Raw genomic sequence first — 26,049 nt, 5'->3', positions numbered from 1 at the left:
CTACCCTCCCCTAACCGTTCGGATTCAGTTTTTTTGCTAATGAATTAATAACGCCGATCAAAACAAATGTAAGAACGATCATAATCGTAGCGATGACCGATGCCGTTTTCCAATCACCGAGCGTCATCGTATTCTGAAACAGCAGCGTCGCCAACACTCTCTTCTTCCCGCCAAGCAATTGCGGGGTAGCATATGCGGTCAAGCTTCCTACCAACACGAGTGTACTCCCAACCAAAAGGCCCGGAACACTTAGCGGCAAAATTACCTTGACGAACGCTTTGAAGCGGGAAGCGCCGAGACTAGCAGCCGCCTTAACTAAATCAGCATCAATGTTCTCCATAACTCCTATGAGTGAAATGATCATGAGTGGCAGGAACAAATGCACAAAACCGATGATGATCGACGTTTCGGTATACAAAATTTGAATGGGCTTGCTAATCAGATGCATGTCCATCAGCAAGTTGTTGATTAACCCGTTCTTGCCGAGTGTAACCATCCAACTGAACGAACGAACGACCGCGCTTGTAAGCAGCGGAAAAATGGCGAGCGCCAGGTAAATGCCCCGCCGGCTAGCTTTGGTTCGTGAAATGTAGTAGGCTGTTGGATACCCTAGCAGGATGCAAATTACAGTTGAAATCAAGCTCAACTTCAAAGTCGTAAATAAGATGCCAAGTGTGTAGGAATCGGTAAAGAAGGAAATATACCCAGCCAAGCTAAACTGACCGCCATCGTTAAATGTAGAAAAAATAATCATGGCTATTGGTATGACCATAAAGATGGTCAGGAACAGCGCTCCAGGTAAAACTAGCAAATAAGCGGGTTTCTTCATGGACTTTCTGCCCCCCATAATGGTTCAAAATGCCTCGTTTCTTCTTCCGTAGGAAGTGCAGCTTGTGCGCCAAGCTTAGTCACTGTAATAGCAGCCACCTTAATCGCATAACGGACAGCCTCTTCCACAGCCTCACCCCGTGAAATGCACCTAGCGAAGGCACCGATGAACGAATCGCCTGCTCCTGTCGTATCGACCGCTTTGACCCGAATGGCGGGAAACTGCTTCCATTCAGATTCGTGAATATATGCGGCGCCATCCGCACCGAGCGTCAGCACAACATGCTTGCATGGGAGCGCACCGAGCCCAGCGGCAAGCTTATCGAAGTCGTCGGTGGCTATACCTGTCAACTCTTCGGCTTCGACTTCATTCAAGATTAGGAAGTCAACATCCCGAAGTAAATCCTCAGGTAATTGCTGCATGGGTGCCGGATTAAAGATGACTGTTTTGCCGAGGCCCTTGGCAGCGGAGATGCTGTAACGTACCGCATTCAGCGGAATTTCCAACTGCAGCACGACTACATCACTGCCCTCGAACATCTCTAGGTGCCGTTCGATGTCCTGCTCCTCAAGATGATGATTTGCGCCAGGTGCTACGATGATCGAATTGTCTCCATTCTGATCGACTATGATCATGGCTGTACCTGACGAGACGTTCTCAACAACTCGGATTCCATCGGTTGGGATTCGTTCCCGTTCCAGATTCATCCGCATTTCGCTGCCGAATTGATCTCTTCCAATGCATCCAATCATGGCAACCTTTGCACCAAGCCTTGCGGCTGTGACTGCCTGATTCGTGCCCTTTCCTCCAATCATCTTATCAAAGCTATGTCCTTTTATCGTTTCGCCTATTCGCGGCATGTTACGGACTTGCGTCACCAAATCCATATTCAGACTACCGACTACTAAGACAGACCCTTTCTTCATCACTAATTCTCCTCGATTAAATATAATCATTGTTGCTGCAAACTACGAACAAACATGTCCAAAAACTTGTCCTGATCCACCTGTAGACACACATCAACATTCGGCTTGCGGTTAAGACGGTTTTGGAAATCGCAAACCGTCTGCCCATCACACAGCTCGCTTCGCGTTTCCACATCAACGTACAGCTTACGGGTCTGCACGATGCTCTTGTCGATAGCCACGCCAACAGCGAGCGGATCGTGCAGCGCACATGCCCGGACACCGTTGACCTTGCTGTAGCGGTCGATGTAGTGCGTGGTGCTTACCTGTACGAATTCCCCGACATCCGTTCCTTTCAATTGTTCGATATGACTTTCATGAAGCAGCGCCTTACGGGTGACGTCCAAGCCGACGAGCGTAATTGGGATACCCGAATGGAACACGATCCTCGCCGCTTCCGGATCAACGTAAATGTTATATTCAGCTGACGGAGTCAGATTGCCAGGTCCGGATACAACGCCGCCCATAATAATCAATTCCTGCACCCATTGCGCGAGCTCCGGCTCCTTGAGCAGCGCAAGAGCCATATTCGTTAGCGGCGTTAGCAGGATGAGTGAGAGCTCTCCCTTATGCTTGCGGGCCTTCTCGATAATGAAGTCAGGCGCAAACCCTACGCTTGCAGCATTTGCCTCCAGATCACCAAGAGCTCCGCCCAACCCGTCAGAGCCATGCACATTCGTTTCGTAGTGCACATCACGTACAAGTGGCCGGCTTGCCCCACGTACGACAGGAATTTCCTTATCTTTGCCCAGCAGCTTTAACACCTTCATCGTGTTGACGGTTGCCAGGTCGAGTGAAACATTGCCGCTCACCGTGGTCACGCCGAGGATGTCAAGTTTATTGCTCTTTACCGCCAGCATTAGCGCAAGAGCATCATCGATGCCTGTATCTACATCAATAATCACTTTTTGCATCGTTATTGTCCCCTTTGCAAATAATTCAGAATCGATTGCGAGACAACGGCAACCCCGTATTTCAGTGCATCCGGATTGACGCGAAAATTCGGATTATGCCAAGGAACGGCAGAGTTTATCGCTTCATCCGATTGCTCTCCGGTTCCCCACTCGATAAACACGGATGGAACGGCTTGAGCGATATAAGAGAAGTCATCCGCACTCATATAACCGTACTGAAACTCGATCACGCTCTCCGCGCCGAGACATTGCACAGCCGCAGCACGCACAAGATCAGTCATAGTCTTGTCATTCCATGTGGTCGGATATCCTCGCACATAATCGTAAGTAAACGTTCCTCCCCAATAATTAGCGATTCCTTCCAAAAGCAGATTAATTCTCTCCTCCGCCAGATTCTGAGTTTCAGGCTTCATCGTCCGTACCGTACCGGACAAATATACCTGATCCGCAAGTGTATTAGGAGCATAACCACCCTTGATTTCACCGACAGTAACGACCGCGTTATCGTAAGGCGATACTTGGCGCGAAACGATATTTTGCAATGACACAATGAATTGTCCAGCCATTGCAATGGCATCAGCTCCTTCATGAGGAGCTGCCGCATGACCGCCTTTGCCGATCAAATTAATGTAGAACCGATCCGCATTCGCTAGTATGAATCCGTCCTTCATCCCGAATTTGCCTGCCGGCAAGTATGGGTTCGTATGAATGCCGATAGCGGCGTCGACCTGTGGGTTCAGCAGAATGCCTTCCTTAATCATAGGTTTTGCCCCGCCGGGATGCTTTTCTTCCGATGGCTGAAACATTAGTTTAACGACGCCGTTCCATTCATCTTTCGTTTCCTGCAGCATTTCGGCTACACCCAGGACCACTGTCATATGCGCGTCATGTCCGCAGGCATGCATCACTCCATCGTTAAGGGATGCATACGGAAGTTCTGTTTGCTCTCGGATCGGCAGCGCATCGATATCCGCACGCAACAATATCGTCTTCCCAGGTGCTGCACCGCGAATCTCCGCGCATAATCCCGTCCCTGCCATTACTTTATAGGAAACACCAAGTCGCTCCAATTCCTTCTTCAAGAACGACTGTGTAGCAAATTCATTGCCGCTCAATTCTGGATTCTGATGTAAATATTGGAAAGTATCGAATAAATAAACTCCCAGCTTCTCTGCCACCCATTCGATCGTTACAGGTTTCAATTCATTCGTACCTCGCTTTGACTTCGAACCTTCCTTTTTTCAAACTCAAGAAAGACCCGTTAATTTAGTGAAGCGGCCCGTCAGGGACCGCCTCACGGATAATCTCTCTACTGCGAAATGACTTCACGGTTCCAGCGATCGATCCACGATTTCATGTTTTTGTTGACTGTATTCCAGTCCAGCTTATTCAGCTTGCCGATAAAATCAGGGCCATAAGTAAGACCTTCTGCTTGCTGGTCCGTTAGCTTGACGTTCTTGTTGGAAGGAGAGTCGACCTTGTCAAGCGCATTCGCCTTCTGCACTTCCTCACTTAACCACCAATCAATGAACTTCTCGCCCAGCTCCTTGTTCTTGGTTCCTTTTACAAGGTTCATTGTATTGAGAACGGCGTATCCGCCTTCTTTCGGGATAACCCATTCTACATTCGGGTTAGCTTTTTTAATTGTTGCCAGTACGAAGTTCTGTACAGGCGCAATCGCAACTTCCTTCTGGGTGAACATATTTGCGAGGTCGGAGCTCTTCATATAAAACTTCACTACATTAGGAGAAACTGCTTTAAGCTTCGGGAACGCTTTGTCAGCGTCAATCGCTGATGCACCCGCAACCTTAGACGCGAAGTCGATGACAAACGGACCGTCTGTTGTCGTAATGTCGGGCAACGATAATTTGCCTTTGAACTCGTCTCTCCACAAATCCGCGTAAGACGTTACCGGTGACTTGGCTACCGTTTTGTCGTAAACGATACCTGAACTTCCGATTGTAAAGGCCGGACCATAATCGGTGCCGTTCGGCGCTTGGGCGATTTCGTATAGGTTGTTAATATTCGGAATTTTTGATCGGTCGATTTTCTCAAACAAACCTTCTTGAATTCCTTGCGCGGAGTATCCTTCGGCTAACATAATAACGTCAATCTGATGCGCTTTCATCCGCACCTTACCAAGCCGATCGGCATTGTTACCTACTTCTAGCTTGATTTTCACATTGTTCGCTTTCTCGAACGGTTCAAATACGTTCTTCCTCAGCAAGTCTTCACTGAAGCCCCAGGTTGACACGATTAGCTCTTTCGGTTGGCCGCTCCCCGCCTGTGTTCCAGCTCCGCCATCCTCTGTTTTGGATGCACAACCAGCTAAAACCGTTGTCAGTAGTATCGTTGCCGCCAGGGGCATTGCCCAAATTTTTTTCATGAAGCTTACCTCCTGTTAGTGAATTATGTCTTTTACAAAAGTTTCCCTGTACAGTCATCATTTACTCTCTATCCAATAAAAAACTTTTTGTCGAACCCCTCCCAACCCTTTTCACTTCTTCTTGAAAACCCCATTGTTCTTCTTCCACAGCCGTACTCAGACTCACATAAAATATAAAATGTAACCAGTTACATATCAATATACATCGATTTAAAAGGCAATGTAGTTGAAATAAGGTAACGGTTACATATATAATAATGTCCTGAAACAAAGCTTGTCAATGGCAAAAAAAAACACTAAAACTGAACAATTGAATGACAAGGGTGATGCTTGAAATGGCAAGATGGCAAATCAATTTAATAGTGCTTGGAATCGGACTTTTTTTCACAAATGCCGGAATGACGATGATTATCCCTTTTCTGCCTTTGTATTTGCAGGAGCTGGGCATTCACAATGAGCATTCAATCGCAATCTGGGCAAGCGTCATATTCGCAGCCAACTTCTTCACTGCCTTTATATTTCAACCTATTTGGGGGAATTTGGCTGACCGCTACGGACGCAAAATGATGGTGCTCCGTTCCGGCTTTGGTATGGCCATAGCCATGTCACTGATGGGATTCGCAGGCGGAGCTTGGCAACTTCTTCTATTGCGCATCGTCAATGGGATCGTTTCAGGATTTGCCCCAGCATCCATCGCACTCCTATCGGCGAACACACCGCGGGAAAAAATCGGATTCTCCATGGGCACACTGCAGTCGAGCATCGTAGCAGGAACGATCCTTGGCCCGTTCTTCGGAGGAATGATGGCTGATTACTTTGGGTATCGCCCTATCTTCTACATCACAGGAGCGCTTCTGTTTATCGCATCCATTCTTGCTCTTCTTTTTGTGAAAGAGGATTTCGTCTTGTCGGATGCGAAAAAGCGGACGAAAGTCCCCTTGCTCGGAGGTTTTCGTCCGCTCTTTAAAATTCCTGAGCTGTTTATGCTGAATTCGACTACTGTTGTGATCCAATTTGCCCTTCTTAGCCCTGTTGCGCTCATTCCGTTGTTCGTGCAACAACTGAACCAGCAGGTGGGAATGTTGGCTTTCTACGCCGGACTCATCAGTTCCATAAACGGAGTGTCTAACATGATCACGGCGCCGCTGCTCGGTAAACTCGGAGATAAAGTCGGTGCAGAACGCATCTTGTTCTTCTCACTACTCGGATCCGCAATCGTTTGTATCCCTCAAGCCTTCGTACAGAACATTGGGCAGTTGATCGCCATTCGGTTCGCACTCGGCATTTTTATGGGTGGGTTGCTGCCATCCGTTAATGTACTGATAGGCAAATATGCACCTTTGAATGCAGAGAGTCGAGTATTTAGCCTCAATTCAAGCATGTATGCGCTCGGGAGCATGCTCGGGCCGCTTATGGGAGGATTCGCATCCGAATGGATATCAGTCCGAGGCGTCTTTATAGTGTCGGGCCTGCTACTGGCGGCATGTGCTGTATGGACGCGAAAGCTCTCCCGATAAAAAAAGCGTGCTGTTCCATCGCATGGAACATCACGCTCTATTCATGAATCTCTTAGACTCTTGTTCTGTTTGTTGACCCTCTAGGGATGAGCATAACGTCGCATTCGTAAGTATCGTTATCGACACTAGCTCCTTCAATCTTCTTGATAAGAAGTCTTGTAGACAAGGCGCCCAGCTCGTAGATTGGCTGTGCGACCGTTGTAATTTCCGGCTCTGTGATGGTTGTCAGATCGATTCCATCGAACCCGACAAGCGCAACTTGATTCGGAACGGAAACGCCCATTTGCTGAAGCTTTTTCAAGACCCCCAAAGCCATCAGGTCATTCCCTGCGAATATCCCGTCGATATCCGGATGACGTTGAATAAGCTTTTCTGCCGCCGCCATCCCTCCCTTGATCGTGAAATGCCCCGGTTCCATAAGTGTAGGCGAATACCAATGGTACGCGCGAACGGCCTCCTCGTATCCGATTAACCGTTCTTTGGCCGTCGCCGTTTCCTGAGGACCGTATATGTGTCCTATTTTTGTGCATCCGCTGTCCAGCAAGTGTCGGACAGCTAGCTTCGCGCCCTCATTGTTTTTCGATCGTACAACCAAACAGGGGGCGTTCAGAGGCGCCCTGTCCAACACGACGAGCGGGATTGCTGATTTGTTCAACTCGACAACGTCAATTGTACGCAATGTATGACTCGCAAATAAAATGCCATCCACATATCGGCTTTTCATTATCTTGATGTATTTCTGCTCTTTATCCGTATCGTTGTCGGAATTGCAGAGCACCACTGTATAGCCGTATGTTTGTGCGACATCCTCCACCGCTCTACCCAATTCGGCGAAGAACGGGTTGGAAATATTGGGAAGAATGAGCGCTAACGTTTCTGTCTTTCGACTTGCCAATCCTTTGGCCATCGTATTTGGTTCGTATTGCAGCATCTTGATCGCCTGCTGCACCTTTTCTTTCGTGTCCTGATTGACGTAACCGTTCTTGTTCAGTACCCGGGACACCGTTGCAACGGATACTCCCGCAAGCTTTGCCACGTCCCTAATCGTTGCCATTAGTCCACCCTTATTCCGCGATAATTGTGTGTAAAATTGTTTGGTCATTCCTCTGTGGTATCGGTTACACATTTATTCTAAGGGTAGGCTCCAGGTATTGTCAAATGTCATGAAAAAGGTTTTGATAAAAGAAGCATTCCTCCATCACCAGACTGAGGAACCCTTATAGAAAACTTACGGTAAAGAACTTAAACTCTCTGAAGTGTAAAAAAGACCTGCAAGTCTGCTTCTTAAGCAGACTCACAGGTCTTTTAAACGATCCATAATCTATGCTCTTCTGGTGCCTCGCATTAAAGCACTCAAGATAAGAACGACTACAATAGCTCCGAGTAGGGCAGGCACTATGAAGAATCCGCCTAAGCTAGGTCCAAAATCGCCAAGAATCCATGTTCCCAGCCACGCTCCGACAATACCGGCAATGATGTTACCGATAATACCTCCAGGAACGTTACGTCCAATCAACATTCCTGCTACCCAACCGATTAGTCCACCGATAATTAATGTCCATAACAATCCCATCTGCAACTTCCCCTCTCAGGTTTAATTTAAGATTCATATGTTGCTTCCCTACATGACTGTTATTACCCACCTTGCACGATAATAAACCATTCTAAAGGATGGAATTTATTAGAACCCGGGGATTGCTCGGTACATGTCCTCCTTATCCACTACGTGCCGTTCAAATTTTCCTTCCAACAGCAGCGAATAGAGAGGGTAACCCATCAACGGTCTTGTTATCCCGTTCTGGCTCATCCACCCGAAGCAGAGAGAACCCCGCCGTCATGAAGTCATTCAAATATTGAGATAGAGTGCGATGATAAGCACCTAACGTAGAACGAATCGTGCCAACTCCTTCAGATTTCCAGAATTGAGCTTCATACTGCATCACCTTTCTCGAACCATCACCCAGAGGATGGCTGAATGGAGACTGGAAACAAGGATGCATGATGACCCAGATCATAATGCCGTTAGGCTTCAATACCCGATAGGCAGAGTTGAAAACAGCTCGGTGGTCGGGGACATCCATCAACATTACACTAGACACGACGAAGTCGTAAGTGGAATCCTGTATGTGATGCAGATGCATAGCATCGTCTTGTATCCAAGTAACTTGATCCGAACGTTCCCGCGCGTATTCCAACAATTTATAACTGAGATCAATCCCTGTTACCTCTGCCCCATGTAAAGATATCCGATAACTTAGTTCCCCTGGACCGCAGCCGATATCAAGTATTCGGGCATGATTAAGATCCGAACTATTCTGCTGCAATTGTTGTAAAATATAACGGTAGGAATTGTCCGGCGCTCCCGATTTGACCATATTGTGATACTGTTCTGCGAACTGATTATAGCTTGCCATGGAATATGCCCTCCTAAGAGCAAATGATGTTTAGCTTAGAATAACAATCAAGTTTTCATGGTTTTGATTACAATCCCATAACCCGAACCAGATCCAGCAGATCATTGACTACGTATTTGGGCCTAACATCCGCCGATAACGACACATTCTGCCTATTGTAATAACAGAAGTCAATGCCCGAATTAATAGAGCCCTGATAATCATCCTGTAAGGAGTCCCCTACGAACAAAGCTTCCTTATGACTTACGTTAAGCTCATTCAAAGCCATTTCGAATATTTCTTTCTTCGGTTTCCTTATCCCCACTTCATCTGAAATGACAATAGACTGAAACAGAGAGTCAATATTGCCTGCTCGTAGACGCGTTCGTTGGGATGAACTAATTCCGTTGGTAATAATCCCAAGCTGATACTTCTCCCTTGTATGTTCAAGCAATTGCTCCGCCCCATTCTCGAAAAAACAAGTATTACAAAAGTAGTTCCAATACGTATCCGATAGCTTGCTGTGCAGAATCTCCTCCAAATTAAGGGTGTCCCGGAAGGAAAACTTCAGGACGTCATTGATGGTCTTAATACTGCCGCCCGTCACGAAATCGATCCAATAACGCTCGTTATGTACCAAGTAAGTTTGCCAGAATAGCTCCCATTGCACAGCATCCTGATTAAAAAGACTATGATCATTACACGTTCTCTTCATCGATTCTAATTCACATTGTGTATAGTTTATAAGCGTATTGTCCAAGTCGAAGATGATCGCTTTATACATGGAGTTCTTCCTTTCGGTTTGGTAGTACGATAGTTATTTAGGCTTCTTAGGAATTTGTCCCTTCAATTGATCATTCTCATCATATATTAAGATACACAAATGCTTAAAGGTTTTTCGAAGTTCGAATAACTCTCGGAGTGCGTCCTCTTTGGTCATTGGCTCTCCGATTCTTCTGCCTTTATGTCCAATGTAATACTTAAACACTTTACAACCTTTATCGTTAATACATCATGCCTTTTTCATAATTACAAATTTTCTCAAATGTTTCAATGTTTTATTATTCTGGATGAAACCGATACAGCTCCAGATCTACTCGGCCTGCGCCAACTAACTCTACACCCTCATCCTCGAGGGATTGGATCTGAAGAAACCGGGATTCGTCATCCTTAATCGCGACTTCACCCTGAGCGTTCACGACTCTATGCCATGGCAAATCATGCGCGCGGCTTAACGAGTGAAGAATCCGCACTACTTGTCTGGCAGCCCGTGGACTTCCTGCCTCCGCCGCAATCTGTCCATATGTCATGACATATCCTGAAGGGATACCTTTAATAATCTCAACGACCCTTTTTGTAAATGGCTCCATCTGATCCCCAGTCCTCCTGCCCATCTCTCATATTTATACATGTATTTAAATATGAATCCTGGAGTCGAATTTATCAAGTCGTACCGATTAACCTACAACCAGTTGAAGTAGAAGAACCGGAGCCTGAAATACCTGATGATGAAGGGCTAACACCGAAGCAAAGAATATTTATCATTGAATATCTAAGGGACTTCAATGCTACTAGAGCTGCACATCTGGGTATTAACGGAGCTATATGTCTCAGTTGATCCTTGGTGCCTTGATAGGATGGTAAGCAATATCTTAAGTGATGTGGCCATCTGAGTATCAATGATGTCGATCAATTTCTTGATATCTACCATAGGACCTGAAGTACCCTTTAGGTATTCCACCTTTACACTGTCCCAATGGACTAGAGCGTCATCTGGATTGAGTGAGTTGAAATGTTTCATCATTTCATTCATTCTTTCAGATAGCCACCGTTATCTCCTATTAGAGGAACGTTTACGTTGAGGGGGACTTGGTTTTTTCTTTTTTTCTTTAGTATTGGAGGCGCTGGCAGTGGAATCACCGCCTTCTGGGCCACTGATGGTTGTGCTTGATGACTGAGGCGCGATCTTCTTTACGTCCCCGAAAACTACCGTTCCGCTGACGTTCGTTAGTATTATCGGAGCACATATAATAGTGGACATTCTTTAGGTCACCTTTTTCGTATATTTGAGGTTATAGTTTATATTATTCATGCTATTGCGAGTTGGAAGGGACAAACATGGACTAGAATAAACTTCTGTATATTATGCTCACTTTACCCCTTATATCAGGATATCCAATGAATCTTATGATCTTTTTATCGCCACACTCTCAATCATAGGTGTCATAATATGCTCATAAGGTACAACCATGTATGCCCCGAATGTCAAAACAAAAGCGTCAACTCCGTCCGAAGACTAATTGACGCTTTCTCTTTAAGTAATAATTTACGATGTTACTACGGATTTCTCTAGCTATAAAAAGGTTTTTTTTATAATTTTATGGCCACTCTTCTTAATTTTTTCACTCTATCCATCGTTACTACTTCAACATTTCCGTCCTTAGTTTGAAAAGCTATCATATCCAAACCGACGTAATCTATAAATTTCCCAGTTTTTCCGTCAATAGACTCAATATAGTCACCTATATTAAAAGCGTCATCTGATGCATTCTTTCTTTCAGTATCGGATGAGTAGAAAAGTTTGTAGCCTTTCCTCGCTATATCATTACTCTCTATTATATTCATTCTAGAATGTAATTGCTGAATTGAATCGAGAATTAAAGCCATACGACTGCTGAAAGAAGAGGATGCCATGGTCTATGAAGTCACGGATATGTTAGGATATAAGGATCCTAGTTATTTTGCTAGAATCTTCAAGAAGTATACCGGCAAAAGCCCTTCCGATTTCCAAAAATAACAGATGTTCCAACACATATGAAAGGCGGAATATGAAATGTCAACATTAAAAGCAGATGTAATTATAATAGGCGGAGGTGTAGGAGGATGTGCTGCTGCTCTGGCTGCTGCCGAGGCAGGACGTACCGTGATCTTGACCGAGGAATCGGATTGGATTGGCGGTCAACTAACCAGTCAAGCGGTTCCGCCGGATGAACATCATATGATTGAGAAGCACGGCTCCACTCTGTCTTATCGTAAATTTCGTGAAGGGGTTCGCAGCTATTACAAGCGTCATTTTCCCTTGACCGAAGCGGCCGCCACTCAACCTCTCTTCAATCCGGGTAGCGCGATTGTGAGCCGCGTGAGTCACGAGCCGAGAGTAGCGTTGGCCGTATTGCAAGGGATGCTGGCTCCTTATGTGAGCAATGGACAGCTGAACATTCTGACTGGTTACGTGCTGGAATCGGCTGAAACTGACGGCAGCGATTCAGTTGTAGCTGTGACTGTGAGGAATATGGAAAGCGGTCATGAGCTGACGCTGACTGGACCTTATTTCCTGGACGCGACGGAGTGCGGCGACCTTCTTCCGCTAGTTGGAGCGGAATATGTTACCGGGGCCGAGTCCATTGCCGAGACAGGCGAGCCGAATGCGGTTGACGGGGATGCTATGCCATCCGATATGCAAGCTATCACCTATTGTTTCGCCATGGATTATATAGAGGGTGAGGATCATACGATTGAGCGTCCCGAGCAATATGAGTTCTGGCGTTCCTACCAGGCGGATTTCTGGCCGGCGCCTCAGCTCAGCTGGTTCTCGCCGAGTCCTCGTACGCTGCAGCCTGTGGAATACACCTTATTCCCGCGCGGGCAAATGTTCTCCTTGTGGAACTATCGCCGGATCGCTGATCAAGCACATTATGCGCCTGGTTTCTATAAGAGCGATATTACTGTTGTGAATTGGCCGCAGAATGACTATTGGCTAGGGCCAGTCATCGATGTAAGTCCGGAAGAACGCCAGAAGCATTTGGAAGGCGCCAAGCAACTAAGCTTATCGCTGCTGTACTGGATGCAGACTGAGGCTCCGCGCCCTGATGGAGGAATCGGATATCCGGGGCTTCGATTACGCAAGGATGTCGTCGGCACAGAGGATGGGCTAGCCAAGATGCCGTATATTCGCGAGTCCCGCCGCATTCGTGCTGAGTTCACCGTGCGGGAGCAGCATATTAGCCCTACAACGCGCGGAGACGCTGGTGCTGAGCAGTTCGAAGATACTGTAGGAATAGGCTACTATCATATCGATCTGCACCCGAGTACGGAGAATCGTAACTACATCGACGTCCCTTCTCTGCCGTTCCAGATCCCTTTGGGGGCCATGATTCCTGTGCGTCTCAAGAATATGCTGCCTGCTTGTAAGAACATCGGTACCACTCATATTACGAACGGCTGTTATCGGCTTCACCCTGTAGAATGGAACATCGGCGAGTCCGCAGGTGCTCTGGCGGCTTATTGTGTGGAGAACGAGCTTTCGCCTCGTGATGTATGGAGCAATAAGGCAGAGTTGGCACGCTTCCAGCACAAGCTGGTCTCGCGCGGTGTGGAGCTAAGCTGGCCTAAGGCTTGAGCTTGGCTGTAGTGTGTGGTTACTTCTTCTTGAGAGCTTTTTCTTCCTACAAACACCAGATGTCGAAATTTTATACACAGAAGGGCTTTTTTATCGTGATTTGGCCTCCAGTTGTATAAAATTTCGACATCTAAGGTGGTTAGTAGGGCTTATTGGCATCAAATAACCCGATATTTTCCATATACTGGGTGGTAGTTGTACATTTCTTCGACATCTGACACTCGGATAGAGCCATTTTTGCTCATCTGTGTCGAAATTTTATACATCTACTTCAGTACCTTCAACATAGCAGAGATCGTTCCCGCGTGATTGGCCTCATGAATGGTGCTGGAGTTGATTAATTCCCCGATGTTCTCAGCTTTCAGGAAGTTCTCTTTTACAAGAGTTTCTAGTTTACCCGACAAAGATTCGCGAATTCGACTAGGTTGATCCTTTAACTGGGCAATTATGATGTCCCAAGCTGGGGGTTCATCCTTCCAATCCGCGGGTTTCGTCCCATTCCCGAATAGAGCTACATAGTTCTCTGGAAGCGACACAGTCTGATCAGCAATACCGAATATCAAACGCTCAGTAACAGTGAGCACATGCCCGATCTGCCAATGAATACTATTGTTAAACCCTGTAGGCACAACATTACGCTTATCCTCCGGACATCCTTCTACTAATACAAGCAATCGACTGCGATGCTTATCCAACGTTGCCAATACATATTCTTCTCTCACGAGCACACGCCTCCTAATAAATGTAGTATGAATGAATCATAAATCATTCCTGCTTATAAATCTACAGTCCTCCAACCTGATAGCTCGTTCCCGACTTACCTGGAATCCGTGATCGCCCAGAAGCGGTTCCCGCTAAGGTCATAAAACATCATGTCCCATCCTGAACCTCCACCTCATACCGCACGTTTGTTCCTATGTAAATATTGTCTTTCGAGTTGCTTATGGTACAATGTCAGTACGAAACCGATTAGGAGATGACCATAGATGAGCGCCCAAGTGAACGAACAAGAGCTAGTGAAATACATAGCAGACCGGACCAAGATTGACGCCAACCATATTATGCTAGTGCTTAAACATGAACAAATATTTATCGACAAAGCAACCAAAGAAGCCAAAGGGGAAGTGAGCATTGATGGCGACGATGTAGTTGACTATGTGCTTAGCCGCCCCGATGTGAAATTAGACGAATTGAAGGTTGAGAATATTTTGGATGCCGAGATGGATTATCTGGTCAAAAAGGGGATTGTTAAATACGCCGATTAAAAGGATGAATACCGCTTACCGCCCGCTTGCAGCAAAGACAGCTGATTCCATCGGGGCAGCTGTCTTTTGCTTGATTATATAAAACTCTCGTTACACGTCGTAATTCTGTCTCTGCACAATCATCATCCAAACACAATTATGTAACCATCGGGGTCTTGGATATAGAGATTTTTGAAATGCATACCGTTGCTATGAGTGGCTTCTAGAGGTCCCAATATAATATTAGCCCCATTCGCTCTCATTTCTTCTACCAACGAATCAAACTCATTATAATCAACATGAACAAAGGTATCCCAACCCAATTCAGGTCCTGTCCAATCTGTTGGATAAGTATTACGCTTCGCTGATGCTTGATTGGGCCTGATATCACTCTTGTCCTTTGCCTGCTGAAGAATTAATTTCATTCCGCCTCTATTCGCATGCCCCCAACCGCTGGTCTCGCAGCCAAGCACATCCCGATAATAAGCACGAGATTTCTCGAAGTCTGATACGAGTCTTACCTGTAAGCCGTCGTAAAATGTTGCTTTCTTGCTGCTGTTCTCTTCCATTGATAATTACACTCCCTTAGATTAGATTGACTGCTCGGATTTAACCGCGTTTGAATAGGCTCTGATCCCTTTCAATTTTACATAATTAAACAATTCATCGGGTTTATTACTTTTCCTTCATTCCCCTTTTATTTTTATTCTGCAATCTATGCGGCACAACAAAAAAAGCCGATATCCTCTAGGTTAAAGATTACCGGCTTCGTTATTGTTCTTGGTGGGTCTGATCACGTGCAGACTGTTGCTTCCGGATCATTTATTAAGCAAGGAGAGAAACTCTGCGCGTGCATCAGATTGAGTAGCAAAAACTCCACGCACGGATGAAGTTGTTGTTGAGGCGCTTGATTTTTTGACACCTCTGCCACACATGCACATATGTTTCGCTTCGATGACTATCATCGTTCCTTGAGGCTCAAGAACTTCTTCAATTGCCTCAACAATCTGCGTTGTTAGGCGTTCTTGAACCTGAAATCTGTTGGCGTACCCCTCTACCATGCGTGCAATTTTAGACAGGCCAGTGATTCTCTTATTTGGGATATATCCGACGTGAGCGACACCAAAAAAGGGTGCAAAATGATGCTCACATAAAGAATGAAATTCGATATCCTTCACTAGTACAAGTTCTTGATGGTCGACATCAAAGGTTTTTTCAAGATGCGCTTTAGGATTTTCCCGATAACCTTCTGTATACTCAAGGAATGCCTTTAGGACCCGGTAAGGAGTTTCTTGCAGACCATCACGTTCAGGATCTTCACCGCACAATTCAATCAGTTCTTTTACACCCTCCATAAATCGACTCGCCTGATTGTTTTTTTTATTTATATCAGATACTTCGGGAAATTTCCTAATGATTAACGTCTGAGTATCAACTGCCAATTTGTTCGCCTCCTATATTCTGTATAGACAACGGTATATCAAGTGCCCATTTCACTTCAACACGAAGCCTCTAGAGCAAAATTAGAAGCACTGCCATCCATCGGTTGGTCTAGCAGCACGCGGAAGACACAGCGCCCATCTCCATTTTGAAACCGTTCCTCTCGAATCACGCGATACCCTAGCAATCGACTTAGCATCGAAACTGTCACACTGCAAAGGACTGGACGCCGTTTGGCTACGTTCAAAAAAGGGCAATTGCGTTCGATTAAACGGAGATGATCCCCTGAATGTTCGACATCCATAAAAGCATCATCCGCCATGTATATTTCCTTCAAAGCCTCGACACGCTCAGCCAGGTTTAAGCCCTGTAGACGCGGTTCCCATTCACGCACCCGAGCCTCTGTCATGGTGATCAATATTTGGTTTAACGCCTCCGCTCCAAGTTGCTCAGCAACGGTATCCATTACTTCCACAGTAAGAGAATCATAATACTTAGGGAATAAGTGCTCGCCTTTTGAAGTGATAGTATAGTGCATGGACGGGCGTCCTCCGCCATTGCCTGAATCACGTTTGGTATGCTTTTCAATCCACCCTTCACCTTCAAGCTGTAAAAGATGTTGTCTAATCGCCTCCCGCGTCATCTCGAGTCGGGACGCTAGTTCAGCAATCGTTGCCGCACCGTTACGTTTAAGGGAAAGCACAATCGTCCGACGAGTTTCTGATAGTTGTTCTACATTCAAGCTCACTATAATTCCTCCTGATTACGGTTTCGTTGCATTGTTTCTTTATAACAAGAAGGTATTTAGAATTTATTTCCTACTAGAATCATATCAGTTAATAAATAATTAAACAAGATATATATTGCATAATTTGTTAAATGGAATTTGCGTTGACAGTGGCAAAGATGGAGGAAGCTAGAAAGGATTCAAAGCCGGTGCATAACGAAAAAGCCCTTGATGCACAAGGACTTTATTACAACATATTTCACGTGTGGACGGGATGAGCTTATTAGCCCATTACTCTTTTTTATAAACCAACGGGTTAATTTCACTTGCTGCAAGATCGCCTGGTTTCAGTCCAGGGAATACGGCTTCCATATCATTTTTTTGGGCCGAGCTCTCTGGTTCGGCGATACGGATGCCATCCGCCATATAAATAATGGTCATTACTTCCCGCATCGTATCGGTAGGATTGCCTGGCGCGCAGTGAGCGGTCCACCCGGAATGGAACGTAGCGTCGCCGGCGGCCATCGCGCCATACTGGAACTGTTCGAATCCTTTGGAATTGATGTACTGTTGCAGCGTTTTGTGGGATTCGTCCGAAATGACCTGTTTGCTTATAAATCCTTCCTTGTGGGTCCCCGAGGCGAAGGTCATGGAGCCGACTTCCTCGTTGATCGGGACTAGCGGCATCCACAATGTAACCGTATTTCTGGTATCGAGCGGCCAATATATTTGGTCCTGATGCCACGGCGTATGCCCGCCGCCTGGTTCTTTGAATAATGCTTGATCATGATAAATACGCACACCGCTCACCCCCATCAAATCGGCGGCGATTTTGGCAAAACGGCGTGCCAGTACGAACCGCTCCACTTCCTTGCTGTGCCTCCACAGGTTACCAACTTGAATGAATGCTTTGCCGTACGTATCTCTGTCTTCCAAAGATTTCGTATGGGGGTTCAGCTTCCGAACCCATTCCTTGATTGGCTCCCGGTAAGCCGCAACTTCATCGGGCTCCGCTACACCCTTTAACAAGATGTGGCCTTTTTCCCTATAATATTGGGTTTGCTCTTCGCTAAGCGGATAATTCACGCTCAAATCCGGCAGCGAACGCTCATTTCCTGAATTCATCAACGAAGCTCCACCTTTCTATTCTATCTATCTCTCTTGTTTTTCTTTTTCATCATAACTCCACAACATTCGAAATGCTTTGTAAAATAAAACCTACTTAGTTGTTCAAAACGATTGTTTTTACTCTTGAATCGTTTGAATCCCCTCGACTTGTGATCCGCCCGCCTCTTCAAGATGGAATACCGCCTGGCTGTGTCCGACCGGCCGGTTTGCGTCGTTGCGGATTTGCGCCAATGAGATCCGGTATAAGTCCTCTATCGTTTCACGGTTCGAATACCCGATCTGTTCGAGAATAGCGGCAATAATAAGCGGCCACTCCTCCTCCGAACCGTCCGTCACCTTAAGCGCAAACGCCGTGCGTTCCTTCCTCAGAGCGAATCCGTATACCCCTTTCGCTCCTCCCTTGGCCACGATGTTCGGGTCACGCAGCAGCACGGAGCATACAAAGTCGGTGCCGGCGACCATTTCACCGTGTTTATTCATTAGCGTGACCAGCTTCTCTACAGCCGATCTCAGTTCCATATCCTGTATCAAGTCCGGACAAGCGAGCTTAAGGTATGCTCTTGCTATCGCGTCTAGAGAGAGTGCGAACACTGGGAAGCCGCAACCGTCTACGCCGATCGGTATATGCTCTTCCTTGACTTCAGAAAGCATGGAAAGTACACGCAATATTTCACGTTGAGCGGGATGCTCCGACTCGAAGTAAGAGTCCAAGTCGTATCCCAGCCCTTTGCATAACGCCAGTACACCCGTATGCTTGCCAGAACAATTGTGATAAACACGCCGCTTGGGGCTGTTAACCCGAACGACGTCGTCTCGCGCGCCAGCATTGAGTGGGTAAGTCGAGGCGCATACGAGTGATTCTTCGTTGATCCCAATTTTGTGAAGCATCGATTCTACTGCTTAGATATGGAACGGTTCCCCCCGGTGCGACCCGGCCATGATGGCGGTTTCCTTGTCGGTGAAACCGAACTTGTTCTCGATTCCATGCATAAGCGCCGGAATAGCTTGAAAAGGTTTCGCGGCGGACCGCAAAAACGTCACATGCTGAGGATTGCCTGATGTATACCGGATGGTCCCGGTTTCGTCCACGCCGCAAATATGTCCTGAGTGCGAGCATTCCAACACGCCTCCGCGGTATTCTTCAATCAATAGGTTATGCATTCAGCCGTCTCCTCCAAATCAGTTCTATCCCCATTCTAAAATAAATGGGGCTGCGTGGTGTGCCATTTTTTATATAGAGAAGGACATATCTTAAATTTCACATTAGTGTACGGCAGTATATGAAATGGGTCATTAGTCATTCCATTGTTTTATACTGTAAAATGCTTGGTAGAGGATCACTTTGGTATACTTGGTTTTACATAAAGATAAGGTGAGCCAATCAGGGTTTCACTATATGTAAGAAGAAACCAAGCTTACGACTTGAAGAGAGAGGACTGTACCATCATGAGTTTTCAACAACTCGTTACCATGATTCCGTTATTCGAGCAGGTCGAATCCAGCAAGATGGCTCAAACCATTGTTAGCTCCGCCGACCGCCACATGATTATTGTTGTACTGCGCGGACATCTGTCGGTCTCCTGCCTTAATCAGGATCCAGTTATGGTTGCTCAAGGCTTCGCCTGCCATCCCCAGTACAGCCCCTTCTAGTAGCCTTTTTTCTATTCTAACAAAATAAAAATCAGGCAATCGCATGATCGCCTGATCTTATTAGTGCCCTGTATTAGGGACAGCGAATTATTCTTGTTTGCTGCCTTTATTTATTTGTCCGTAATGCTTTTCTTTTCCAACACCGTTGCGTTGATTATCGTTCTTTTCCTCTTTTACTTTATCGGATTTATTCGTGTTCGGTTTGTCTTCACTCTGCTTCGTGTGATTTTCCTTTTCCACAACCACAACCGATTCTTCCTGCTCAACTTTAACGGAGGCAGGCGCGCTTGGAGCTGGTGTTGGAACTTGAGCTGGAACAGCAGGAACTAGCAATGCATTCGGGACATGCTCTTCCTCAGCGGCTACATTTTCATTCGTCTGCTTAAGCTTTGCTTTGTTTTTACTTTCGATTTTGGAAAGTTTTTTGTCCAGATGAGCAAACGACTTTTCAATATTTTTCATTAAAGCTAATTGGGCTTTCGGATTTTTTACCTTTTCCAATGCCGAGGACAAGGCTAGAATGTTGTGCTGCAAATCGGTCTTTACCTTCAGTACCTTCTCTGGATTTTTCACTTCATTTACAGGGATAATCTCATCTTCAGCTTCGGATTGCTCAGGATCGTCTGTCTGCTCGCCGCTAAGTTGAAGTATTGCTGTTGGTGTTGCTGTTGCTGTCGGTGTTGTTGTTGGTGTTGCTGTCGGTGTTGCTGTTGCTGTTGGCGTTGCTGTTGGCGACGTTCCAGAAGCCTGATCTGTTTTAATAACCGCTTTTTGCTGAGTTTCTAGCGACTTCTGGAGCGATTGCTTGGCCTCTTCTATTTTTCCTTGTGCTAATAAAGCGTTCGCCTCGGCAAGACGCTCTTGGGCAAATGCGGTAAGCAGTCTCGCCTCTTTCACGTCCTTGACAGTTAGGGCCAATTGGATGTTTTCGAAAATGGTCTTTACAAAGTAGAAGAAGTCTCCTGGTAAAAGTTCCGGAGTTTCCGTCTCCGTTACATTCAAAGTTGTGACTGCCTGAGAAGACGAAGTCGTATTCTGGGTGACGCTTACGGGCGCAGGTGTCGTTGTGCTCCCAGAAGCTAACGCGCTGCCAGACCCCGCGCTAAAAGCCAGTACGCTGACCAAGGCACTCTTGGCGAGTAGCTTGGACCATTTAGATTCTTTTGTTAACATGAATGTCAAGATTGTTACCACCTTATTTATGTATTCTAGCTGCAGCTGTTAATAAGATATACGAGAAACAAAACTATTTTCAGGGGGCACAGGATAAACAATAGATAGAAAAAGGAATCTAGATAAAAGCCCGACACCATTCAAAGTTCCAGTTTTCATGAGACCGAAAGGGCGAATTACCCCTTTGGTGGCTGTTACCCAACGACAGGTTTTTTCTTGCCTATATTCAATAATATAGTCTTTTGCTCATGACACAGTTAAAAAAAGATCATAGTATAAATATTAAGACATGATGGGTTGTACAGTTTATTTGCACATGGCCTTATCAGCAGATTGAACCTTTTGATGCGAGAAGATTTATTCCATTTTGGTTTGCTCTTTGACTATTAAAGAATTGGCTTTGTTGGTCAAACGGATCGTAGGCAATTCAGGAGATATCCGATTTGACTGGTTTCAGAAACAATATGATACGGTAGGAGGAAGATGAGATGCCCAATCCCCCCGAACGGTGGATCGCTATGAGTGCCCTTGGGAAATATGGACGGTTTGGAAATCAGGTCTTTCAATACGCCTTTTTAAAAATATATGCTTCCCGCTATTCTCTTGGAATAGAAACAGGTAAATGGGTTGGCCAATTCTTATTCGGCCACCGGGATCCGCCGGTGACTCACCAATTTCCCGTCCTGGAAACCGATACTATCTTTAGAGGAAGTGTTCGAAACCGTCTTTTCTCTTATGATCATCCTCCGTATTACAATGTAGATCTTTATGGGCAATATATGTTTCATACCGGACTTTATAAACCATACAAGCCGTTTTTCCGTTCTTTATTCCAGCCAACTCCAGAAATCCTTTTAAAAGTGAAGGCTGGAGTGGACAACCTGCGCAGCGGAGGGAGAACGATCATTGGCATTCATATCCGAAGAGGAGACTATCTAAAACATCGTAACCATCCACGTTTTGTTGCGATTCCCACAAGCTGGTACAGGAAATGGCTCGATCAAGTATGGCCAACCTTGGAAAAACCGCTATTATTCGTAGCAAGCGATGATCTCGACAGCGTTTTGCCGGATTTCAAATCCTTTCATCCGATTACATCCGCTGATGTAATAAACAATTTCCCAAAAGATACCTCATACCGGCCCGACACCTCCTTCTACCCCGACTTCTATCTATTGACCCAATGCGACTTGTTAGCCATCTCCAACAGCTCTTTCTCTTTTTCCGCCAGTTTATTAAACAAAAACTGTAATACTTTCCTGCGCCCCCACCCTGATCAAAAGATCGTCCCCTATGATCCATGGGGTAGCACAGTCAAATTGAATTTTAGGTCAAGCAAGAGAAAATAAAAAAAACCGCTTTAAGCGGAAGTTTGGCTATGAACTTAACTTAGAAAATCCTCGTACCAATCGTCGGAAGAGGAGGAGTTATCAACTCTTCCTCTCCTTTTCTCGATGGTGATTCAATAGTGTACCATAGGGCGAATTAGAAGAATAAGCCTTTTTGTGGCTATCTCCTCTCTGGCTTGGATTCCTATAGATCTCTATGCCATGCTTCACAGCCAAGAGGGAAAGAACGGATTGATCATGCCGATGATCTCTAAATTCCGGCAAATTTTTCAAACCGCATATATTGGGAGTATCGGTTACAATGTGTTTATTTCTGCAAAAGTGAAGCCACTCCTTTACAAAATCCCTGTTTCTTACATTATTCATGTAGATAGAAAATGAAGCCATCAACTGGTCCGCATCCCAAAATGCGGGCGCATCACAATTCATGAGAACAAAGCAGTCTCTTTTGGTCCACATTCTATTGCGTTGCTTGTGGGTTTGGAAAAGCATGATCCCATCCTGCTGAAGGCAAATTTCCATAAGGGGATCTAATCGGTCAATAATTTCAATTCCGGAATCGCAATAAATGATGATATCATTTGGTTCAACTTGCGACATGACTTCAAGAATAAAATAAGGCTTCCAAATCCAATACCCAGCCCCTCTGGGTTGATCCAAAATCTTTCGGTTTTTATCGTAAAAGGCTGTTTCTTTCAGATCCTTCTCCCGATAAGAGATGACCTTATTCACTCCAAACCGAAGAGCTGAGCGGGTTAATTTCTCCTGCGATTTATGAAATTTGGAGGTTGCGAAATTTACTAAGTATATTTTGGGCTTCACCACACCATCATCCTTTCTGGATTCCTCATCATTATATTTTCAAATGATTCTAGGGGATTGTACGGTTGTCTTGTAACAGGAAAGAACCCGCGCATTTGAGTCGGGTTCTTTCCAATAGTATTTGCGGTTCCACATTTCGGGACCAATATAGTTTCATTCACTTTCTTATATTTTCTCTATAATTTCACTGACACAATGTTCTATATCCTTATTTGAGCAATCAAGAGTTTTATCACTATACTTAATGTATAGAGGTACTCTTTCCTCGTAAACGTCCTTAAGACTATTACCTTTCTTTATTACAATGCCTCTAGTTGTTATGTTTATTAGTCTCCTTTTAATTTCTTCATATGGGACATGTAAATAAATAATCTGTCCACCCTGTTTAAGGATATTCATAGCTTTTTCTGAATATATAACACTTCCACCTGTAGATATAATGCAATTTTTCAATTGCAATTCGGACACAATTTTTTCTTCGACTTCCATGAATTTTTCGATACCATCATTATCAATTATATCTTGTAACAACCTACCTTCATGTTGTTGTATAACAATATCTGTATCCACGTAATCCATTCCTAAAGCTTTTGCAAGCAACACACCTAAAGTGCTTTTACCAGCTCCAGACATACCTATAAGAACTATATTCATATTCTTCCTCACTTTTGTAATGCCTCCATTTTTTCCTTTACCGTTTTATTATCAGGCCTTCCACAATGGAAGCTTCGGCTGGCTGCCTTCGTTTTCTGGACGCAAGCTGAGATAGAAAGAGGAACAAAGTTCCGCCTCGTCAATCGGATAGGAACGGGCTATTGACGTTACCACACCGTTCCTTGTATCCAGTTTTTTCACCGTTTGTTCGTTGACTAGAGCGATAAAGGTCTCACCGCCAGCAATTCCCAACACGATGGGCACCTAAGCAGACGAGTTGAGGATGATCCTCTTGGACTTCCTTCGGTTTTGCCGGAATCGACAGCATAAATTGGTTTAGCCCGTCTTCGGACGAGAAGATCAGCTGATCCTTTCCCACGGAGATCGATGCAGAATAACCCCGCTATGTATCCCAAGCAGATGCCTTTTCCTTGATCGGTTCGAATATCCCAATTTGCGTGTTCAAGAAGTACACAGTCCCAGACTCGCCATGGCACCATAATGATGATCCATCTGAAACCAATGCCCGAGTCGGTTCAGGGAGTGATGTAACGGTCTGAGCCCACATTCTCTCGTGCTCCGACGAAGTACCGATCTTCCATAAATTCAATCCCTCCGCCACCCAAACTCCACCATCTGGATGGGCGCACATCGCGGTAACCTCGCATTTCAAATGCAGCTTCTCAGATGGCCAGGCTCCCTTCGCATCACGAACAAACCGCCATGGGCTGCGTCGGTCCGTTCGGCCGACCTCATTTCCCCAAGCCATCCAAATATGTTGTCCAGAAGCGGTAACGGCCGTTAAGGACGGACCAATATGACAGGTGCCAAATACGGCTTCGACTTGCGGTTCCAGAAGGGGCGGCTTTGGATGAAAGAAATAAAATCGTTCAGCATTGGGACCAATCACAACATCCTAAACTACAAATCCGGCTTGAAAATAGGCATCCGCAGACTGTGCGGCCAGTCGATACCGGAGCAGTAATTGATCCATCTCGTCGTTTCCCGCGTTTGGTTGTACCTCTTTGCGGTTTTTAACGATCATTCTCCGAAAGATATCCCCCCGTAAATGCACTGATTTCTCAAACCGTTCAGAAAGTAACTGCGCAACTGTAGATTTTCCGCTTGCCATTATTCCTGTAACTAGAATAATACTAGGATGTTCTGTAATCATTGAGTCGTCACTTCTCTCTTCTTTTTCCTATTATCATAAATGCAATAAAATAATTATTAAAGAACGAGTTTGGTTTAATAAAAAATTTCTCTATGAACTGCACCCCGTCAAGTAGACAGTACAAATAATTAAAGCCTTAAGCGGCCTTGGTCCTATATTCCATCGGACTGAGGCCGTTTAATTTCGCCTGTAATCTTTCATTATTGTAAAAGTAGATGTAGGCATCAATGTCTTTCTTTAGTTCTTCAAAGGTACTGTATTTATTCAAATAATACTTCTCACATTTAAGGGTTCCCCAGAATGCTTCCATTGGACCATTACCATACATCTCCCCGAGGATTACAGTTATGTTACAATAGAAAATAAAGTGTCACAGGGGTGATTTCCATAGCTATTTATCCGATGTATCAAGATTCCTTAACTAATACTAATTTAGGCAAAAGCAGGCTTCCAATCTTTGTCGTTGAAAAACTGATGGATTATAGCTTCCCCTTGCATCACCACAATTTTGCAGAGCTTAGTCTCGTCGTGGAGGGGACAGGCACTGAAATATTGAACGGAAAGCCGCATCGATTCCGTAAGGGGACCGTTACCTTTTTGCTCCCTCACCATGTTCACGAGATTGTATTGGATCACCCGGATGTGCATAAGTACAACTGCATGTTTGAATTGAGCCTGCTGTTCAAGGATCCTTCAGATCATGAATTAACGAACAGACTACTCAAAACCGGAAGTGAGTTGCCAGCTCAATACGATTTGGACGAAGGTCAAGCAGAGCATATGATTAGTTTGTTCAAGTCGATGAAGCAGGAGTTTGAGAGCGATGATTTTGCCAAAGATACAGCGCTTCGATCTAAGCTTCTGGAGGCGCTAGTCTTCCTAATGCGAATAGTGCCCCCAAAAACGGATGCTATTATCGATTCTGAGGTAGGAGAAGGTAAACAAGTAGTTCAAAAAATATTACAGTACCTACATACGCATTTTCAGAGTGATATTACGCTTGTGATTGTGGCAAGCCACTTCAATTTGAATGCATCCTACATTAGCCGCGTGTTCAAGAAATATGTCGGGCTGTCATTTATCGATTACTTGCACTCATTGAGAATAGCTAGGGCAACCAGTCTTCTAGCCAGCACCACAATGAGCATCATGGATATTTCGGTAGAGGTTGGCTTCAATCAAGTACGTTCAATGTCACGCGTGTTCAAGGATGTAATAGGTATAACGGCGAGTGAATATCGGAGCAGGCACCTTCCCATTCGATTGGATTCCAAAGGATAGATAA

At 45.3% G+C, this 26,049-nt stretch carries 30 protein-coding genes and 2 pseudogenes; 7 read left to right on the top strand and 25 right to left on the bottom strand.

All coding sequences use genetic code 11. The features are described from left to right. Window positions 1-10: 10 nt before the first annotated feature. The 5 genes from AC58QD_RS20435 to AC58QD_RS20415 form a co-directional block, all read right to left on the bottom strand. Window positions 11-829 (bottom strand): ABC transporter permease, encoded by an 819-nt coding sequence (locus tag AC58QD_RS20435; protein ID WP_497336668.1) that lies wholly within the window; start codon window positions 827-829, stop codon window positions 11-13. Then, window positions 826-1,755 carry a ribokinase gene (gene rbsK / locus AC58QD_RS20430; RefSeq protein WP_497336666.1) on the bottom strand — a complete coding sequence of 310 codons (930 nt, stop codon included), beginning with the start codon at window positions 1,753-1,755 and terminating at the stop codon, window positions 826-828. The genes AC58QD_RS20435 and rbsK overlap by 4 nt, the downstream gene beginning before the upstream one ends. A 26-nt stretch (window positions 1,756-1,781) precedes the next feature. Next, a complete protein-coding gene (locus tag AC58QD_RS20425) occupies window positions 1,782-2,708 on the bottom strand; it encodes a nucleoside hydrolase (RefSeq protein ID WP_497336664.1) in 927 nt (308 codons plus the stop codon). Between the two features lie 2 nt (window positions 2,709-2,710). Further along, entirely contained in the window at window positions 2,711-3,910 is a 1,200-nt protein-coding gene (locus tag AC58QD_RS20420) for a M20 metallopeptidase family protein (protein ID WP_497336662.1), read from the bottom strand. 107 nt (window positions 3,911-4,017) lie between these two features. After that, window positions 4,018-5,094 (bottom strand): ABC transporter substrate-binding protein, encoded by a 1,077-nt coding sequence (locus tag AC58QD_RS20415; protein WP_497336660.1) that lies wholly within the window; start codon window positions 5,092-5,094, stop codon window positions 4,018-4,020. Between the two features lie 335 nt (window positions 5,095-5,429). Here AC58QD_RS20415 and AC58QD_RS20410 point away from each other — a divergent pair, with 335 nt between their 5' ends. Beyond that, window positions 5,430-6,611, top strand: coding sequence for an MFS transporter (locus AC58QD_RS20410; RefSeq protein WP_497336658.1), 1,182 nt, complete (start codon window positions 5,430-5,432; stop codon window positions 6,609-6,611). A 52-nt stretch (window positions 6,612-6,663) separates the two neighbouring features. Here the strand turns inward: AC58QD_RS20410 and AC58QD_RS20405 are convergent, their stop codons facing one another. From AC58QD_RS20405 to AC58QD_RS20385, 5 genes are all read right to left on the bottom strand, one after another. Continuing rightward, the gene (locus tag AC58QD_RS20405; protein WP_497336656.1) at window positions 6,664-7,665 is read right to left on the bottom strand and encodes a LacI family DNA-binding transcriptional regulator; all 1,002 of its coding nucleotides are present in this window, start codon (window positions 7,663-7,665) and stop codon (window positions 6,664-6,666) included. A gap of 267 nt (window positions 7,666-7,932) precedes the next feature. Continuing rightward, entirely contained in the window at window positions 7,933-8,184 is a 252-nt protein-coding gene (locus AC58QD_RS20400) for a GlsB/YeaQ/YmgE family stress response membrane protein (protein ID WP_497336654.1), read from the bottom strand. A gap of 160 nt (window positions 8,185-8,344) precedes the next feature. Next, window positions 8,345-9,025 carry a class I SAM-dependent methyltransferase gene (locus tag AC58QD_RS20395; protein ID WP_497336652.1) on the bottom strand — a complete coding sequence of 227 codons (681 nt, stop codon included), beginning with the start codon at window positions 9,023-9,025 and terminating at the stop codon, window positions 8,345-8,347. A 67-nt stretch (window positions 9,026-9,092) separates the two neighbouring features. After that, window positions 9,093-9,788 (bottom strand): HAD family hydrolase, encoded by a 696-nt coding sequence (locus tag AC58QD_RS20390; protein WP_497336650.1) that lies wholly within the window; start codon window positions 9,786-9,788, stop codon window positions 9,093-9,095. 277 nt (window positions 9,789-10,065) lie between these two features. Beyond that, window positions 10,066-10,374 (bottom strand): MGMT family protein, encoded by a 309-nt coding sequence (locus AC58QD_RS20385; RefSeq protein ID WP_497336648.1) that lies wholly within the window; start codon window positions 10,372-10,374, stop codon window positions 10,066-10,068. Between AC58QD_RS20385 and AC58QD_RS20380 the strand changes: the two genes are divergently transcribed. Beyond that, complete coding sequence (locus tag AC58QD_RS20380; RefSeq protein ID WP_497336646.1) at window positions 10,365-10,622, top strand: terminase small subunit; 258 nt, start codon at window positions 10,365-10,367, stop codon at window positions 10,620-10,622. The two genes, AC58QD_RS20385 and AC58QD_RS20380, sit on opposite strands and share 10 nt — an antisense overlap. A gap of 752 nt (window positions 10,623-11,374) precedes the next feature. Here AC58QD_RS20380 and AC58QD_RS20375 read toward each other — a convergent pair. Continuing rightward, on the bottom strand, window positions 11,375-11,629 hold the full coding sequence (locus AC58QD_RS20375) for a hypothetical protein (RefSeq protein WP_497336644.1): 255 nt from the start codon (window positions 11,627-11,629) through the stop codon (window positions 11,375-11,377). Window positions 11,630-11,648: 19 nt separating this feature from the next. Between AC58QD_RS20375 and AC58QD_RS20370 the strand changes: the two genes are divergently transcribed. Together AC58QD_RS20370 and AC58QD_RS20365 are read left to right on the top strand one after the other, a co-directional pair. After that, window positions 11,649-11,801 (top strand): helix-turn-helix domain-containing protein, encoded by a 153-nt coding sequence (locus AC58QD_RS20370; RefSeq protein ID WP_497336742.1) that lies wholly within the window; start codon window positions 11,649-11,651, stop codon window positions 11,799-11,801. Between the two features lie 36 nt (window positions 11,802-11,837). Next, window positions 11,838-13,403: an FAD-dependent oxidoreductase gene (locus AC58QD_RS20365; RefSeq protein WP_497336642.1), complete on the top strand. Its 1,566-nt coding sequence runs from the start codon at window positions 11,838-11,840 to the stop codon at window positions 13,401-13,403. A gap of 266 nt (window positions 13,404-13,669) precedes the next feature. Here AC58QD_RS20365 and AC58QD_RS20360 read toward each other — a convergent pair whose 3' ends face one another. Then, window positions 13,670-14,125, bottom strand: coding sequence for a DinB family protein (locus AC58QD_RS20360; RefSeq protein WP_497336640.1), 456 nt, complete (start codon window positions 14,123-14,125; stop codon window positions 13,670-13,672). 264 nt (window positions 14,126-14,389) lie between these two features. Here AC58QD_RS20360 and AC58QD_RS20355 point away from each other — a divergent pair, with 264 nt between their 5' ends. Next, on the top strand, window positions 14,390-14,668 hold the full coding sequence (locus AC58QD_RS20355) for a hypothetical protein (protein ID WP_497336638.1): 279 nt from the start codon (window positions 14,390-14,392) through the stop codon (window positions 14,666-14,668). Between the two features lie 122 nt (window positions 14,669-14,790). Here AC58QD_RS20355 and AC58QD_RS20350 read toward each other — a convergent pair whose 3' ends face one another. The 7 genes and pseudogenes from AC58QD_RS20350 to AC58QD_RS20320 form a co-directional block, all read right to left on the bottom strand. Further along, window positions 14,791-15,216, bottom strand: a complete 426-nt coding sequence (locus AC58QD_RS20350) for a VOC family protein (protein ID WP_497336636.1) — start codon at window positions 15,214-15,216, stop codon at window positions 14,791-14,793. A gap of 249 nt (window positions 15,217-15,465) precedes the next feature. Continuing rightward, window positions 15,466-16,089, bottom strand: a complete 624-nt coding sequence (gene folE, locus AC58QD_RS20345) for a GTP cyclohydrolase I FolE (RefSeq protein WP_497336634.1) — start codon at window positions 16,087-16,089, stop codon at window positions 15,466-15,468. 56 nt (window positions 16,090-16,145) lie between these two features. Continuing rightward, window positions 16,146-16,835 (bottom strand): helix-turn-helix transcriptional regulator, encoded by a 690-nt coding sequence (locus tag AC58QD_RS20340; protein WP_497336632.1) that lies wholly within the window; start codon window positions 16,833-16,835, stop codon window positions 16,146-16,148. A gap of 270 nt (window positions 16,836-17,105) precedes the next feature. Then, on the bottom strand, window positions 17,106-17,939 hold the full coding sequence (locus AC58QD_RS20335; RefSeq protein ID WP_497336630.1) for a phytanoyl-CoA dioxygenase family protein: 834 nt from the start codon (window positions 17,937-17,939) through the stop codon (window positions 17,106-17,108). A gap of 120 nt (window positions 17,940-18,059) precedes the next feature. Next, a pseudogene (locus tag AC58QD_RS20330) lies at window positions 18,060-19,103 on the bottom strand (asparaginase). Window positions 19,104-19,421: 318 nt separating this feature from the next. After that, entirely contained in the window at window positions 19,422-19,571 is a 150-nt protein-coding gene (locus tag AC58QD_RS20325) for a hypothetical protein (protein WP_497336628.1), read from the bottom strand. A gap of 108 nt (window positions 19,572-19,679) precedes the next feature. Continuing rightward, complete coding sequence (locus tag AC58QD_RS20320) at window positions 19,680-20,765, bottom strand: DUF5667 domain-containing protein (protein WP_497336740.1); 1,086 nt, start codon at window positions 20,763-20,765, stop codon at window positions 19,680-19,682. 488 nt (window positions 20,766-21,253) lie between these two features. Here AC58QD_RS20320 and AC58QD_RS20315 point away from each other — a divergent pair, with 488 nt between their 5' ends. Next, entirely contained in the window at window positions 21,254-22,114 is an 861-nt protein-coding gene (locus AC58QD_RS20315; protein WP_497336626.1) for an alpha-1,2-fucosyltransferase, read from the top strand. Window positions 22,115-22,195: 81 nt separating this feature from the next. Here AC58QD_RS20315 and AC58QD_RS20310 read toward each other — a convergent pair whose 3' ends face one another. The 6 genes and pseudogenes from AC58QD_RS20310 to AC58QD_RS20285 all read right to left on the bottom strand — a co-directional run. Continuing rightward, window positions 22,196-22,936 carry a hypothetical protein gene (locus tag AC58QD_RS20310; RefSeq protein WP_497336624.1) on the bottom strand — a complete coding sequence of 247 codons (741 nt, stop codon included), beginning with the start codon at window positions 22,934-22,936 and terminating at the stop codon, window positions 22,196-22,198. Between the two features lie 165 nt (window positions 22,937-23,101). Continuing rightward, window positions 23,102-23,602, bottom strand: coding sequence for a shikimate kinase (locus AC58QD_RS20305; RefSeq protein ID WP_497336622.1), 501 nt, complete (start codon window positions 23,600-23,602; stop codon window positions 23,102-23,104). Between the two features lie 39 nt (window positions 23,603-23,641). Beyond that, window positions 23,642-23,845 (bottom strand): hypothetical protein, encoded by a 204-nt coding sequence (locus AC58QD_RS20300; protein ID WP_497336620.1) that lies wholly within the window; start codon window positions 23,843-23,845, stop codon window positions 23,642-23,644. 148 nt (window positions 23,846-23,993) lie between these two features. Further along, window positions 23,994-24,500, bottom strand: a complete 507-nt coding sequence (locus AC58QD_RS20295; protein ID WP_497336618.1) for a hypothetical protein — start codon at window positions 24,498-24,500, stop codon at window positions 23,994-23,996. A gap of 6 nt (window positions 24,501-24,506) precedes the next feature. After that, window positions 24,507-24,764: an AAA family ATPase gene (locus AC58QD_RS20290; protein ID WP_497336616.1), complete on the bottom strand. Its 258-nt coding sequence runs from the start codon at window positions 24,762-24,764 to the stop codon at window positions 24,507-24,509. Between the two features lie 136 nt (window positions 24,765-24,900). After that, window positions 24,901-25,083: pseudogene (locus AC58QD_RS20285) on the bottom strand (IS3 family transposase); the annotation flags it as partial. Window positions 25,084-25,142: 59 nt separating this feature from the next. Here AC58QD_RS20285 and AC58QD_RS20280 point away from each other — a divergent pair. Beyond that, a complete protein-coding gene (locus tag AC58QD_RS20280; RefSeq protein WP_497336614.1) occupies window positions 25,143-26,045 on the top strand; it encodes a helix-turn-helix domain-containing protein in 903 nt (300 codons plus the stop codon). Window positions 26,046-26,049 lie beyond the last annotated feature (4 nt).

It is taken from the genome of Paenibacillus sp. J2R1T-4 (genome assembly GCF_059692235.1).
The sequence above is the reverse complement of the archived record's forward strand: the minus strand, read 5'-3'. Positions and strand labels throughout refer to the sequence as shown.